This window comes from Paractinoplanes maris, assembly GCF_023544465.1.
Classification (GTDB): domain Bacteria; phylum Actinomycetota; class Actinomycetes; order Mycobacteriales; family Micromonosporaceae; genus Actinoplanes; species Actinoplanes maris.
This window is the reverse complement of record NZ_JALPVL010000002.1, coordinates 691607-706268: the sequence shown is the minus strand read 5'-3', so window position 1 is coordinate 706268 and position 14662 is coordinate 691607. Positions and strand designations below refer to the sequence as shown.

Here is a 14662-nt window from a genome sequence, read left to right as displayed (position 1 = left end):
TGTAAATCGACCGTGATCCACACGCTTTTGGCATTCCCTCGGAGGAAGATTATTCATATGGTGTAAGTCCCTGGCGTCGGAGGTAGCTGTGCGCGACCCCCTGGCGGAGCCGTCCGACCTGATTCGGAGCGTGTCACGCGCCCTGCGCGTGCTCGAGTCGGTCGGCCGCGCGCCCCGCGGACTCACCGTGAAGCAGATAGCGCGACGGTGCGAGTTGACCGTCGCGACGACCTATCACCTTGTGCGCACCCTGGCCTACGAGGGCTACGTGATCCGCCGTGAGGACGGGACGTACATCGTGGGTCTGGAGATCGCGGACCGCTACCGGGAACTGGTCTCGGCCTTCCGTGGCCCGCCCGCGGTCGGTGAGGCGTTGCGGCGAGCCGCCCTCGACAGCGGATACAGCCACTACCTCGGCCGTTTTGTCGGTGGCCGGATAGCGGTGACGGCTTCGGCCGAGGGAGCCCGCTCACCGTTCATCGACGACATGTCGCCCGGCTTCGACGAGGGCGGTCATGCCACCGCGCTCGGCAAAGGCCTGCTGGCGACCCTCACGCCCGACCAGCGGGCGCGTTACCTGCGCGACTACGGCATGCGCCAGTTCACGCCGGCCACGCTGACCACCCCCGAGACGCTCGAGGCCGACCTCGCGGCCGGGGAGCGGCGCGGCATGCAGCTCGAGATGGGCCAGTTCCGGCAGGGGCTGGCGTGCGCTTCGGTGCTCGTCATCGCCGACCGCGACATCGAGCGGCGGCTGGTGCTGGCGTGCGCGCTGCCCGCCGCCGAGATGCTCACGTCGGCCCGGGTCGTGCGGGCCAAACTCACCGCCGCCGCCCGCAATGTCGCCGAGGCGCTGTCGGCCGGCGAGTCGGCCGCGACGGCCTGATCGCCTTTCAGCGGCCGCCTCCTTCGGTGGCTGCCTGCTTTCGGTGGCTGCCTGCTTTCCGGGGCGGTCTGACAAGGGCACCTAAGACTCCGTTGAACCTCTCGTTCCTGTCTCCCGTAAGACAGGGTGCAGCGGGAGATCAGCGGAGGGTGGTGACGGGTGCACTGCGAGCACGAGCACGACGACGGTGCCTATGTGCTGGGCGCCTTGTCGCCGGCCGAGCGGGCGGCCTACGAAAGTCACCTGGCGACCTGCTCGTTCTGCCGGGAGGCGGTCGCCGACATCTCGGCCCTGCCCGACGTGCTGTCCCGGCTCGACGCCAAGGAGTTCGCCAAGCTCCTCGACCCCACCCTGACCGGTGGGCAGAGCCACCCCGGGGCCTCGCTGCGGGACTGGGCGACCAGCGAGTGGGCCACGCTCGCGCCCGACGCCAAACGGCGCAAGGCGGGGGTCCGGAAAAAGAGCGCCTTCAGCGTACGGGTCATGAGCACCGCCGCCGCCGCCGTGCTCGTGGCCATCATCGGCGTGGGATTGTTCGCCTGGACTCGCGACAACGCCGCCCCGGCTGCCCCGCCGGCCGGCCCCGCGATCGCGATGACCGCGGTGCAGAACGTGTCCCCGGTCTCGGCCTCGGTGCGACTGACCAGCACCCCGGGCGGCACCAAAATCGACCTGGTCTGCTCCTACAGCAAGGCGGCGACGCGTCCCTACACGTTCCGGTTGATCGCCTACGGTCCCGACGAGCAGCAGGAACAGCTCGGCTCGTGGCAGGCGACGCCCGGTGCGGAGTTCACGATGCCCGGCGTCACCCACTTCGGCGGAGACAGCCTGTCCCGGCTCGAGCTGGTGCAGTTCGACGGGAAGGTGCTTCTCGCCTACGACGTCCCCTGATCCTCTGATTCCGGGTCAGCGGGGTGGCAGGGTGGTGGCCGGTTCGACGGTGGCGGCCGTCGGGCCGGCTGCCGTCTTCTCCCGGCGCGGACGCCGGCGCAGCGCGTCGACCGTAAAGATGATCAGCGCGACCCACACGAGGGCGAAACCGGCCAGCCGGGCCGGCGGCATCGGCTCGTGATAGATCAGCAGGCCGACCGCAAGCTGCAGGATCGGGGCGACGTACTGCAGGATGCCGATGCCGACCATGGGCACGCGGTTGGCCGCGGAGGCGAACAGCAGCAGCGGCAGTGCCGTGGCCAGCCCCGAAAAGATCATGAGCACGGTGTGGGTCGCCGAGACATTCCCGAACTTGGCGTCGCCGGACGTGGTGAGCCAGCCGACGAAGATCAGAGCGGGCAGCGCCAGCACGGCCGACTCGACGAAGAGACCCTCGGCCGGTGGCAGCGACATGCGCTTCTTCACGAGGCTGTAGGAGCCGAAGCTGGCGGCCAGCAACAGAGCGATGTACGGCAGGTGGCCGTAGTCGATGGTCAGCACAACCACCGCGATGGTGCCGACACCGACGGCGACCCACTGCAGGACGCGGAGGTGCTCCCGCTGCACGGTCACGCCGAGCAGCACGAGCACGAGCGGCGTGATGAAGTAGCCCAGCGCCGTCTCGACCACCCGCGACGAGTTGACGCCGTAGATGTACGTGCCCCAGTTGACCGCGATGAGCACCGCCGCCAGCGAGATGCCGGCGAGCAGCTTGGGCCGGCGGGCCAGACGTTTGAGGAAGGCCCAGTTGCGCATCCCGGCGAGCAGCAGGCTGACGAATACGACCGACCAGACGACCCGGTGGGCGAGGATCTCGAACGGCGACGCGGGCTGCAGGTGCTTGAAATAGATCGGGAAGAAACCCCACAACACGTACGCCGCGAGGCCGTACAAGTATCCGCGTCGTTCGTCGCTCATGCCCCCACCGTAAGGGCCACGGGCTGATCCGGTCCTTGCCTATGGCTCACTTCACGGCGCTGCTTCAACGCCGGCCCGGACGGCACGCAGGTCGCACTCCATCCATCGGCCGGGCTCGACCTCGGTGAAGCCGTGCCGGGCGTACACGGCTTGGGCGTCCCGGGTGACCAGGACGAAGCGATTCAGCCCGCGGGCGGCGTAGTGTTCGCGAAGGTGCTGCACAAGCCGGCTGCCAAGACCGCGGCCGCGGTGCGCCGGATCGACATAGACGTCGCAGAGATAGGCGAAGACCGCCCCATCGGTGACGACGCGAGCGATCGCCACCTGCTCCCCGGCCCGGTCATAAACGCCGAACGGCTCCGACCCAGCCAGCGCGGCCCGCATCTGCTCGAGGGGCCGCCCCATGGCCCAGTAGGCATCGGTCGACAGCCACCGATGCACCCGCTCAAGGTCGATCCGCTCCCGGTCGGAGCTCAGCGTGTACCCGTCGTCGTTCACCACGCCGCCGAGTCAAACCCCAAGATCCCCCCGCCGCCAGCCCTTTCCCAATCCGCCCCCGCAAAGCCCGCGATCCGCGTGTCGCGCGCGGCGGCACTATGTCCCGGGCCGCGGGTCGGGCGCGGCAGTTCAATGTGCCGGGCCGCGGGTCGTGTGCAGCGGGTCAGGTAGTACCTGAATCAGTCGTCGCCGTCGGGGACGAGCATGTTGAGCACCCAGCTGACGACGCCGACGAGCAGGGCACCGAGCACCGCGCTGGGCCAGAAGTCGTCGACGTGGAATGGCAAGTCGAACTTGCCGGCCACCCAGCTGGTGAGCAGGAAGAGGGCGCCGTTGACGACGAGCGCGATCAAGCCGAGCGTGAGCACGTAGAACCCGCACCCCACAACCTTGATGATCGGTCGCAGAATCGCATTGATCACGCCGAAGATCACCGCGACGATCAGCAGGGTGATGATCTGCTCCGACACGGAGTCGGTGGTCAGCTCGATCCCGTCGATCAGCACGGTGGCCAGCCACAGCGAGAACGCGGTGATCAGAAGCCGGATGATGAGGCCCATGGCCACGAATGGTGCCACGATCACGCAACTCCCAGCCGCGACACTCTCTGATCTTGTCAATGTCGTTGCCGGAAGCCGCCGCGATGCCCAGCCGGGCCCGCCGGCGCCCGCTCCGTCTTCCCACGCCCATGCGCTGGCCGGTGCCGCCCTGCGTGCTGCCAAACCTCGCCCCGGCGTTGTCCAACCCCGCCCGGGTGTGCTGCCTAACCCCGCCCCTGCGCTGGCCAACGCCGCCCGCGTGCACTGCCTAACGCGCCCGCGTGCGCTGCCTAACGCCGCCGCTGCGCCGCGCGACCCCGCCCGCGTGCTGCCAACCCCGCCCGCGTGCTGCCAACCCCGCCCGCGTGTGCTTCCTAACCCCGCCGCTGCGCCGCGCAATCCCGCTCGCGTGCTGCCCAATCCCGCCCTTGCGCTGCCTAACCCCGCCGCTGCGCCGCGCAATCCCGCCCGCGTGCTGCCCAATCCCGCCCCTTCGCTGCCCAGCCTCGCCCGGGTGCTGCGCAACCCCGCCCGGGTGCGATCGCCGGGTTTGCCCGTGTGCTGGCCGGCGCCGTCAGCGGCCGGGTGGGCCGATCAGCTGAGTCTCGATCGGGGTGTGCGCCAGGGCCGCCCAGCGGACCGCGCGACGGTTGACCACTCCCACCATGTCGGGGCGGATTTTGGTCATCCACTGAGCCACCTCACCCAGGCCGAGAGCGCCGCCGATGAGGGTGGCCTCCTCGGGGCGCAGGGGCTGGAGGATGAGCAGATCGGCGCGGGATGCCACGTCGACGTCGACCGCGGCGAACTCGTCGCGAACCACCAGCGTCGCCTGCCAGCCGTCTCCGGGACGGTTGTCGGCACCCACCGGGCCGATGTCGACCACGATCAACAGGGGGTGCAGGGCCGAGCCGGGGGCTATCTCGATGGGCCGGCCCGGCGGCACCACGGCGATCGACTCGCCGGGAACGGCCGCTCCGCGGACGAACGGCTCCCACGCCCGGGGCCGCGCCGTCTGCACGACCACTCGCGCCCCTAGGGCCATGGCCCGCAACGCGACGAGCTGCGCGCAGCGGACGCCGCCCACCACGAGAGCCCGGGTCTGCTCCGGCCGGAACAACCGGGTCACCACGGGGCTGCCGTGGCGGTTGCGTCCCAGCATCAGGCCGGACGTGCCGACCTGAAGGTGCAAGCCCTCCAACTGCTCGGCCGGTTGAACGCCGTCGAGAGCCAGCCCAGGGATGGCCGAAGGCCGTCCACCCAGCGGAAGCGTCGCGAACAGCCCCTGGACATGCTCGCCGTCGAGACGTTGGGCCCCGGCGTGCTCGCCGGCCAGCAGCTTTCGTAGCGCCTGCGAGGCGACGCCCAGGGTGCCAGGGTCGGGCGCGGCCAGGCGGACGGTGACATCCATCGGCGTGGGCCCGTGCGCCGCCTGCGGGCCCGCGGTCAGCGACACCGTTGTCGCGGCGGCCGGGAGCGTCAGCATGCGGGACACCAGTCGCCGGGACGTCTCGACCTGTAGGTCGGGCGGGCGCCGCAGCCGGAACGTGGTCTGCGCCAAGCCCCCGACCCGGACCCCGGGCCAGGACTCCTGGGCCGAGCCGACGCCGTCGTCGTGCGCCAGCTCGGCGATGACCCGCAGCGCAGCCGCCTCGCCCAGCGGCCGGGCCGGCACGGCGGACAGCCGGCGCACCAGCTTTCGCACCAGGCCGGACAGCGCGCGCTGCAGCTCCTGCTCGGACCAGCCCTCGGCCCGCAGCACCCGCACCGCGAGCAGTGCGCGGCTGTGCCCGAGCAGGCGGCCCTCGGTGAGCTGACGGTAGGAGTTGGCCGGGGTGCCGGCCCCGGCCCGCAACGCTGGAGCCGGCGCTCCGGTCAGCAACAACTGGATCAGCACCGGGGGCACCTCGGCCTCGGCCGACGGCAGCAGGCTCGCCGGCGCGGGAAGGGCCGGGGTGTCCTCGGCCAGCAGGCCCGCCGGGTCACCCAGCTCGAGCACCGCGGTGAGGCCGTGACCGTCGACGACGACCGCGGCCGGATCGCCGGCCAGGTCGGTCTGCTCGACGCGCGCGCCGGGGGCCAGGAACCGCAGCAGCGCCGTCGGGTCGCCGCCGACCGGAGCGGCATGGCGCCGGCCGCCGAATCGCAGGCCGACCCCCAGCCACTCGAACGCCCAGCGGCCCCGCAGTCGCAGCCAGGTGAGGGCCAGGATCGCCAGGGCGAGCGCACCGCCGGCGACGAGACCGATCGGACCGTTGATCGCGCCCAGCGCCACCGCCACCGCGGCGACCTGGGTGGCGACCAGCTGAGAGGCGCGCAGGCCGAACAGTCGTCCACGTCGGAGCGGGCCGGTGCTGACCTTGGGTGACGGCTTGGCCGGACCGGACAGGTCGCGGTAATCCCGGTCACGAGCCACGTCAACCGTCACGACACACCGCCCTTCAGAACGCGTCTGTCCTTGTGCGGGCCCATCGTATGGGCTCCGGTCACGCCGCGGGATGCCCTGTGGACAACCCGGAGTTATCCACAGCCTCCGATTTTCGAGCTACCGCCGCTTGACGTCTTTCGCTACGGTCGGCAACGTCATGGAAGAGTAATCGGTCGCTCACGGCACGCCCCCTACGGCTTGTGGACAGGGGTTAGCCTGGTGGCCAACGTCGATATGTCGAGGGCGGTTGATCACCGTCCGTCCACAACGGATCATGACATCGTCGGCGACCCAAGCGAGGGAGCGGGGTGACATCCGGGTGGCCGGAACGCAAGCTGAATCCCAGGTGATGGCGGGGACCGCCGTCAAGTTCGATCAGGTCAACGACCAGCTGCAGACGATGCTGAGCACGCTCATGAACGAGCTGTCCGCGCTGAGCGGCACGTGGAAAGGGCTCGGCGCCGCGGCGTTCGAGCAGGTCAAGGTCCAGTATGCGCAGGACCTGAAGAGCCTCAACTCGGCTCTCGCCCAGACCGCCGACTCGATCAAGCAGTCCGGCACCAGCTACGACGCGACCGACACCGAGGCGGCCAGCCGGGTGTCCGGCACCGGCGGCACCTTCTCACTGCCGCTCTGACTCGGGGGGACAAGACATGCCTAGTGATGGAGTACTGCTCGTCAATTTCGGCGCCCTGCAGCAGGCGGGGGCCGACATCCAGAAGGCGATCAACACGCTGCAGTCACAGCTCGACCAGCTCGAGCGTGACGCCGCCCCGCTGGTCGACACCTGGGACGGTGAGGCGCAGCAGGCTTATCAGCAGCGCCAGGCGACCTGGCGCGCGGCATCGCGCGATCTGACCAGCATCCTGCAGAACATCAAGGGTGCGGTCGACCAGTCGGTCGACGACTACGTCAGCACCGAGAAGCAGGCGACCGCGCGCTTCCAGTGACGCGCGGCCCCGCCGCACCGTGAACGGCCGGACCAGTCCCCGGACTGACCGGCCGTTTCGTTGTTGCACTTCGAGCCGTTCACCCGTTTGGTCCGTTGTTGCGAAGCTTGTTGTCGCTCGAACGCGTACTGGTCTACCTGGCCGATATCGCTACGATCGGTTGTTGTTTGATCGCTTGAGGCGATTTATGAGGCGCTCCGGAGAGCTTCCGGGCGCGTACGAGGGCTCGATCGCCTACGACTTACACGTCTGCCTACCGCCGCCCATTGTGATCGCGGGCTGACCTTGTAGGTTGTACGCGTTGAGATGGCCTCGTCGCGCGGTGGGGAGAGGTGGACGTGTCCGAGTGGGAACCGGCTACGGACGCCGAGGTGGCGATGCGCGATGCGTTGCGCACCGACGACCAGGAATCCTATTTCCGCATTCTCTCCGGCGTTGACCTGCTCCTACCGGTCTCCGCCGATGCGCTGGCGGGCCTGGCCCCGCTCGGCTGGGGCACCTGGAGCACCGGCGGCCGGACCCATGTGCTGGCCTTCACGTCGACGGCGGCCCTGCAGTCGTGCCTGGCGGATTACACCGGTTCGGCCCGGCGGGTGCCGTATGCGGAGCTGGCCAACACCTGGCCCAACCTCGAGTGGTGGCTGGCGGTCAACCCCGGCCTGCCGATCGAGGGCTATCTGCCCGCCTGGTTCGTGGCCCAGCTGTCCCGCGGCGACCTGAGACTGCCGACCCGCGGTCCGGGGCGCGCCGACTCCAAGGCCGGTGCCGGCAAGATCCAGGATCTGCACTCCGCGGCCGTGGCGGCCAACGCCGCCACCGCTCGCCAGGAGGAGGAGGCCGGCCGTCCCGGCGGCCCCACTCACGAGGGCACCCCGCTCACGGCGGCGACCGGCTCCTACCCGCACTACCCCTCGGGCACGTACGGCCAGCAGTCCCAGACCCCGGCCGCCACGCCCGCCGCGTATGGCCAGCAGACGTCGGGCGCGCCGGCCGCGTATGGCCAGCAGACGTCTGGCGCGCCGGCTGCGTACGGCCAGCAGGCCCCAGCCGCTTATAACGCGCAGGCTCCGGCCGCTTACAACCCGCAGACCGCGGGTGCACCGCCCGCGTACGGTCAGGCCGCCGCCAATACATATGGCGGCGCCTACGCTCAGCAGCCCGGTCAGCCACCGGCCGACACCCTGCCCGCGCGGACACCGGCGGCCGGCGAGGGCCTGCCGAACCGGACGCCGTCCGCCGACGACAGCTTGCCCACTCGTGCGCCCGCCGATGGTCAGCCGCCCCGCACGCCGTCGATCGCCGGCAGCCTGCCGCTGCGCACCCCGCCGGCCACGAACGGCCTGCCCTCCCGTACGCCTTCGGCCGCGGACAGTCTGCCGACCCGCACGCCATCCGCCTACGGCCGGCCCGGGGCCACCGCGCCGGCCAGTGCGCCGCCCGCGAGTGCGCCGCCGGCCACGAACCGGCCCACGAGCGGCCCGCCGGAGACATTCGGCCGTCCTGCGAGTGCCCCTCCCGCCTACGGTCAGCCCGCGGCCGTCCCGCCGGCTTACGGTCAGCCCGCGGCCGTCCCGCCGGCTTACGGTCAGCCCGCGGCCGTCCCGCCGGCTTACGGTCAGCCTGCGGCTGTCCCGCCGGCTTACGGTCAACCGGCCGCCGCACCGCCCACGTACGGGCGACCCGCGAGCGCTCCGCCCGCTTACGGTCAGCCCACCAGTCCGGCGGGGAACGCCCCGGCGCGTCCGGATGGCTTCGGTCAGCCGGCTGCTCGCGAGGCAGTCGGTTCGAGGCCGGAGCCGACCGGTCCCGCCGGCCTGCCGATCCGTACGCCGGGAACCGTCCTACCCAACGGCCTGCCAGTTCGCAGCCCGGGCGCGAGCCCGGCGTCGCCGTCGCCGGCCGCGCCCACCGCGGTCCCCTCGGCCTACCAGTCACCACCTGTGCCACCCGTTTTCGCGCCACCCGTGTCGGCCCCGCCGGTCCCGGCGCCGACGGGTCGCGGCGACGATCCGCGCGGCCCCCTGCAGGATCTCGGCGCCCCCCTGCCGGTCCGCACCCCGATGGCCCAGACCCCGCCGGTGCCCGAGCACATCACGCCGCACAACCCGGACGAGACTCCGTTCGACCCGGCCTGGTCGGGCGCGACCGGCGCGCCGTCCGGAGCCCTCGGCGCCCTGCCTCGTCGCCAGCAGTCCGACGCCGGCTTCCCGCAGGGTCCGGCCTCTCCGCAGGCGGCCGCGGCCCAGCGCCCGGCCGCGATGGCGCCGATCTCAGCGCCCCCGGCCCCACCCGCAGCGGCTGCGGCACCGTCCGCCGCCCCGTCGCCGGCGCCCCCCATGCAGGCCCAGCCCAGCCCCGGTTTCGGCACTCCGCTGCCGCGCCGTCAGGCGACCTCGCCGTCCGAGCGTCCCGGTCTCACGTCGTTCCCGGCGTTCCAGACCAAGTCCGAGGCCCCGTCGCCGTCGGTCGCCCCGCCGGTCATCCCGGGAACTCCCGGCAGCGACCGCCCGGCCCGCCTCGGCGCTCAGCCCGCGTTCGAGACGGCCGAGCCGCCGAGGGCAGCCCCGCCGGCCCCCGTCGCCGAGGCGTTCGTGCCGGCCAACGACGTCGAGCGTGATCTCTTCGACGCCGCCGGCGGCCACAGCACCGACGCGTTCCTCTCCACTCTGCTGCTCGCGACCGTGCTGGTCCCGGTGGCCAACCACTCGCGCCCGGGCAGCTCACCCGGCGAGTCCGGCTTCGCGTTCCGCACTGAGCAGGTCGACGGCGAGACCTTCCTGATCGTCTTCACCAGCAAAGACCGGCTGGCCGAGCACTTCGCGGAGCCCACCCGCACGGTGGGTGTCCGGTTCTACGAGCTGATCCGCAACTGGCCCGACCCGGCCTGGTCGTTCGCGGTGAACCCGACCGGCCCGATCGGTGCCAAGTACCCCGGTCCTCAGGTCATCGCGCTGGCCAGCTGGGCCGCGGAGTCCGGTCTGGGCCTCGACCCGGACAGCCCGGTCGAGGATGCCGCGCCGGTGCCGCCGCCCGAGCCCGCGAACGACGACGCCCAGCACGCCACCGTCATGCAGAAGACGATCCCGCCCGACCAGGTCGACTACTACCTGGAGCGTGGGTACGACCGGGTGGCCGGCTTCGTGCACCGCGCGACCGAGGTGGAGCACCTGCGGACGCCGGCCGAGCTCTTCGGCGCGCTCGGACTGAGCTACGACGGCTCGCCGCATCAGGCGGACGTCAAGGAGGCGTACGTCCTGCGCTGGCCGGCGTATCGTCCGAGCCTCTACCGCATCCCCTACGGCGGGCAGAACGAGCAGGCTCTGAAGGCCATGGACGGCTGGGTCATCGAGCGTCCGCCTTTCCGGGGCAACGGTTTCGCCCCCGGTGAGGGTCGCGACGTCGTCGCCGAGTTCAAGGTGGACAGTGTGCGGCTGCCGCATGGTGCCCAGCTGTGGCGCATCGACATCGACGGCACCGAGCGCATGGTGGCCATCTTCGACAACGACGGTCCTGTGTGGCGCCGGGTGGGTGAGCAGTGATGCGCGACGGCTACGTGGTGGCTTGGCAGGGGCACGAGTACGACGCCGCGCCCGACGGTGACAACGTGCGCATCTACCGGACGGATCCGGCCGACGGCTTCGACGAGGTGCGTCCCGGCCGCTACGTCCGGGTGCTGACCCCTCCGGAATACGACGAGCTGATCTATGTGCGGACCACGTGCACGTGGCGTGGTGCCCCGTTCATCGTGCTGGCCGAGGCGAATTCGTGGCTGCGGGTCGAGTATGCGGGTGGCCGTGCCCCGGTCGCTCGCCAGTTGGGCCTCGAGGAGTTCGACTTCGGCGTCTATCAGGGCTGGGCGCCCCTGCACGAGATCTCCGACCTCAACGAGCAGCGCATCTGAGGCGCTAGTTCGTCTTGAGCCAGCGGAGCACTTCGCCGGTCACGACGTCGGTGGCCTCCTGGTGCAGGAAATGCCCGACATCGGGGAGCAGCCGCCACTCGTACGGCGCGAGCACGTACCGCCCCGAGCCCTGCGCCGTCCGCGGCAGCGTGGCGGTGTCGAGTTCACCGTGCAGTTGCAGGGTGGGCGTCACCAGCGGGCGCTGCATCAGCTTCACAAACCGGTATCCCTGCAGCCGGATCGCACTGCGGAACACCCAGCGGTACGCCTCCAGCGCGCAGAACGCGGCCTGCGGGATCTGCATGGCTTCGCGGCAGCGGGCGACGTAGTCGGCGAACTCCGGCGTCTCTCTCCACTGCGGACTTGTCCAGCGGGTCATCATCTCGCCCACCAGCGCCGCGTCGTCCCGGGTGAGCACGTGCTCGTACCGTGGCACCTGGAAACGCAGCGCACTGGCCGAGGCCGCGAACTGACCGCGCGGGTCGGCGAACAGCGCCGCCCGCAGGCGCAGCGGGTGGGCCGCGCCCAGCACGACCAATCGGTTGACCAGCTTGGGATGGAAGCTGGCGGCCGCCCAGCCGATCATGCCGCCGGCACCGGCGCCGACGATTGTCGCGTTCCGCTCGCCGAGCGCCCGGATCAGCCCCGTGACATCGGCCGCCATCGTGTAGCCGTCATAGCCGCGCGGCGGTTTGTCGCTCGCGCCGTAACCGCGGAGGTCGATCGCGACCGCCCGGAACCCCGCGTCGGCGATGCGGGGCAGCATGTCGTGCCAGGCCCACCAGAACTCGGGAAAACCGTGCAGGAACAGCACGAGCGGCCCGGTGCCGGCCTCGACGACGTGGAAGCGACTGCCGTTGGCGCCGACAAAACGATGGGTCCAGGGCCCGTCCACCAGCACACACGACTCGTCAACCCGACCGCCCATACCCCCAGCGTAGGCGTTGGCGTCCCGCGGGGACGACCGCGGCGGCCCGGCGGGGCTCCGGCTCGGCTCTACTTCGGGCTGATGAGCAGCCGTACGAGGGTCGCGGGCTTACCGCTGCCGCAGTCGACCGGCGTCTTACCGGGGGTGATCCGGGCCCGCACCTTGTCACCGTCGTCGAGCGGGACAGCCTTCTTCGAATAGACGGCCCACATCTCGCCGTCGGCGTCCTTGAGGCTGTAACAGGTGCCGCCGCCGCTGGTCACGGTCGCGTCGATCCAGCCGACGCGCAGCGTGCCGGCGTCGGGGAATTTGTGGCCGGCCGGACGGCTGGGCGGTGGCGGGGGCGAACCGTCGCTGCTGAGCGGCAACCCGCGGCTGTCGGTGGGGGCTGGCTCGGACGCGTCGGGGGCAGCGGGCACCACGGCGGCGCCGGACGCGACAGCCGAGGCGCCGGCGGAGGTGACCGGTGCCGGAGCGGCGGCGGGCTCTTTCTCGTCGTCGCGCGAGCAGCCTCCGGCCAGCAGCACCAGTGACAGCGCCGCCGTCGTCCCCGCGATGGACCTGAGCATGACCATGCACCCCCGTGACCGAGCCTCGCGGTCGTGCGGGACCGCGGCGCCAAAGCGTAGCGGTTTCAGGTTCTCCGTGGGGTGCGGCGTCCGGACAGCTTCTCCGGACGCCGCGACACCGGCGTCAGTCCTCGGACTTGCTCGTCTTCATGCCGGCCGAGATCAGGTCCATCACCGCGGAATCCTGCAGCGTGGTGACGTCCCCGAGCGAGCGGTGCTCGGCCACGTCCTTGAGCAACCGCCGCATGATCTTGCCGGACCGGGTCTTCGGCAGCTCGGCCACGAGCATGATCTGGCGGGGCTTGGCGATCGGGCCCAGCGTCTTGGCCACGTGGTTGCGCAGTTCGGCGTTGAGCTGGTCGCCCACGTCGCCCTCGGTGTCGACGTGGCCGCGCGGGATCACGAACGCCACGATCGCCTGGCCGGTTGTCGGGTCGGTCGCGCCGACCACGGCGGCCTCGGCCACCGACGGGTGCGAGACCAGTGCCGACTCGACCTCGGTGGTCGAGATGTTGTGGCCGGACACCAGCATGACGTCGTCGACCCGGCCGAGCAGCCAGAGCGCGCCGTCGTCGTCCTTCTTGGAGCCGTCACCGGCGAAGTAGATCCACTCGTCCCCGGATCCCGCCCCCGCGCCGAACCGCGACCAATACGTGTCGAGGAACCGCTTGTCGTCGCCCCAGATCGTGCGGAGCATCGACGGCCACGGGTCACGCAGCACCAGGAAGCCGCCGCCACCGTTGGGCACGGACTGCGCCTGGTCGTCGACCACGTCGGCCGTGATGCCGGGCAGCGGGGTCATCGCCGAGCCGGGCTTGGTCGCCGTCACACCGGGCAGCGGCGAGATCATGATGCCGCCGGTCTCGGTCTGCCACCAGGTGTCCACGACGGGGCAGCGGTCGTGCCCGATGTTCTTCCGATACCACATCCAGGCCTCGGGGTTGATCGGCTCGCCGACGCTGCCGAGGATGCGCAGCGACGACAGGTCGTAGCCGGCCGGGATGTCGTCGCCCCACTTCATCATGGTGCGAATGAGGGTGGGTGCGGTGTAGAGGATCGAGACCTTGTACTTGTCGACGATCTGCCAGAACCGGTCGCGACCCGGCGTGTCCGGCGTGCCCTCATACATCACCTGGGTGGCGCCGTTGGAGAGCGGGCCGTAGACGATGTAGGAGTGCCCGGTGACCCAGCCGATGTCGGCGGTGCACCAGTAGACGTCGGTGTCGGCCTTGAGGTCGAAGACGGCGTCGTGCGTGTAGGACACCTGGGTCAGGTAGCCGCCGGTGGTGTGCAGGATGCCCTTCGGCTTACCCGTGGTGCCCGAGGTGTAGAGGATGAACAGCGGGTGCTCGGCGTCGAACGGCTGCGCCTCGTGCTCCGTGCTGGCCTGCTCGACAGTCTCGTGCCACCACTTGTCCTTGTCGGTCCACGCGACATCCTGGCCGGTGCGGCGCACGACGAGCACGTTCTCGATGCTCGGCGATTTCGCGACGGCCTCGTCGACGGTGGGCTTGAGCGCCGACGGCTTGCTGCGCCGGTATCCGCCGTCGGCGGTGATGACCAGCTTGGCATCGGCGTCCTCGATGCGGGTGGCGAGAGCGTCGACCGAGAAGCCACCGAAGACGACGCTGTGGGTCGCGCCGATGCGGGCGCAGGCCAGCATCGCGACCGCGGCCTCCGGGATCATCGGCAGATAGATGGCCACCCGGTCGCCGGCGCCGACACCGAGGTCGGTCAGCGTGTTGGCGGCCTGGCTGACCAGCTTGAGCAGCTCGGCGTACGTGATGGTGCGGGTGTCGCCGGGCTCGCCCTCCCAGTGGATGGCGACCTTGTCACCCTTGCCGGCCTCGACGTGCCGGTCCACGCAGTTGTAGGCGATGTTGAGCTCGCCGCCGACGAACCACTTCGCGAACGGCGGGTTGGACCAGTCGAGGATCTGATCCCACTTCTTGGCCCAGGTGAGCCGATCTGCCTGTTTCGCCCAGAACGCCAGGCGGTCGGAGGCGGCCTCCTCGTAGGCGTCGGCCTTTACATTGGCGGCGGCGGCCAGTGCTTCGGGCGGCGGAAACTGCCGGCTCTCCGATGACAGGTTCGCCAATGTCTCGCTCATGAGGG

At 70.9% G+C, this 14662-nt stretch carries 13 protein-coding genes; 6 read left to right on the top strand and 7 right to left on the bottom strand.

Annotation, left to right across the window (positions count from 1 at the left end; translation table 11 throughout):
- The first annotated feature begins 88 nt into the window (after positions 1 to 88).
- Complete coding sequence (locus tag NAG42_RS08210; RefSeq protein ID WP_250029203.1) at positions 89 to 886, top strand: IclR family transcriptional regulator; 798 nt, start codon at positions 89 to 91, stop codon at positions 884 to 886.
- A gap of 159 nt (positions 887 to 1045) precedes the next feature.
- Positions 1046 to 1777 carry an anti-sigma factor family protein gene (locus NAG42_RS08205; protein ID WP_250029202.1) on the top strand — a complete coding sequence of 244 codons (732 nt, stop codon included), beginning with the start codon at positions 1046 to 1048 and terminating at the stop codon, positions 1775 to 1777.
- Between the two features lie 15 nt (positions 1778 to 1792).
- Here the strand turns inward: NAG42_RS08205 and rarD are convergent, their stop codons facing one another.
- The 4 genes from rarD to eccE all read right to left on the bottom strand — a co-directional run bounded on the left by rarD (position 1793) and on the right by eccE (position 6199).
- The gene (rarD, locus tag NAG42_RS08200; RefSeq protein WP_250029201.1) at positions 1793 to 2734 is read right to left on the bottom strand and encodes an EamA family transporter RarD; all 942 of its coding nucleotides are present in this window, start codon (positions 2732 to 2734) and stop codon (positions 1793 to 1795) included.
- Between the two features lie 51 nt (positions 2735 to 2785).
- Complete coding sequence (locus NAG42_RS08195) at positions 2786 to 3235, bottom strand: GNAT family N-acetyltransferase (protein WP_250029200.1); 450 nt, start codon at positions 3233 to 3235, stop codon at positions 2786 to 2788.
- A gap of 176 nt (positions 3236 to 3411) precedes the next feature.
- Complete coding sequence (locus tag NAG42_RS08190) at positions 3412 to 3792, bottom strand: phage holin family protein (RefSeq protein ID WP_250029199.1); 381 nt, start codon at positions 3790 to 3792, stop codon at positions 3412 to 3414.
- Between the two features lie 553 nt (positions 3793 to 4345).
- On the bottom strand, positions 4346 to 6199 hold the full coding sequence (gene eccE, locus NAG42_RS08185; protein WP_250029198.1) for a type VII secretion protein EccE: 1854 nt from the start codon (positions 6197 to 6199) through the stop codon (positions 4346 to 4348).
- Positions 6200 to 6473: 274 nt separating this feature from the next.
- Between eccE and NAG42_RS08180 the strand changes: the two genes are divergently transcribed.
- From NAG42_RS08180 to NAG42_RS08165, 4 genes are all read left to right on the top strand, one after another.
- A complete protein-coding gene (locus tag NAG42_RS08180; protein ID WP_284044956.1) occupies positions 6474 to 6836 on the top strand; it encodes a WXG100 family type VII secretion target in 363 nt (120 codons plus the stop codon).
- Positions 6837 to 6852: 16 nt separating this feature from the next.
- Entirely contained in the window at positions 6853 to 7149 is a 297-nt protein-coding gene (locus NAG42_RS08175) for a WXG100 family type VII secretion target (RefSeq protein WP_250029196.1), read from the top strand.
- A gap of 338 nt (positions 7150 to 7487) precedes the next feature.
- On the top strand, positions 7488 to 10688 hold the full coding sequence (locus NAG42_RS08170) for an SseB family protein (protein WP_250029195.1): 3201 nt from the start codon (positions 7488 to 7490) through the stop codon (positions 10686 to 10688).
- Positions 10685 to 11050 carry a UCP033725 family protein gene (locus NAG42_RS08165; protein ID WP_250029194.1) on the top strand — a complete coding sequence of 122 codons (366 nt, stop codon included), beginning with the start codon at positions 10685 to 10687 and terminating at the stop codon, positions 11048 to 11050. Before NAG42_RS08170 ends, NAG42_RS08165 begins: the two co-directional genes overlap by 4 nt.
- A 4-nt stretch (positions 11051 to 11054) precedes the next feature.
- On the opposite strand, the gene NAG42_RS08160 is transcribed toward NAG42_RS08165, so the two are convergent.
- From NAG42_RS08160 to acs, 3 genes are all read right to left on the bottom strand, one after another.
- Positions 11055 to 11978 carry an alpha/beta fold hydrolase gene (locus NAG42_RS08160; RefSeq protein ID WP_250029193.1) on the bottom strand — a complete coding sequence of 308 codons (924 nt, stop codon included), beginning with the start codon at positions 11976 to 11978 and terminating at the stop codon, positions 11055 to 11057.
- A gap of 68 nt (positions 11979 to 12046) precedes the next feature.
- Positions 12047 to 12547, bottom strand: a complete 501-nt coding sequence (locus tag NAG42_RS08155) for a hypothetical protein (protein ID WP_250029192.1) — start codon at positions 12545 to 12547, stop codon at positions 12047 to 12049.
- A 124-nt stretch (positions 12548 to 12671) separates the two neighbouring features.
- A complete protein-coding gene (gene acs, locus NAG42_RS08150; RefSeq protein ID WP_250029191.1) occupies positions 12672 to 14657 on the bottom strand; it encodes an acetate--CoA ligase in 1986 nt (661 codons plus the stop codon).
- Positions 14658 to 14662 lie beyond the last annotated feature (5 nt).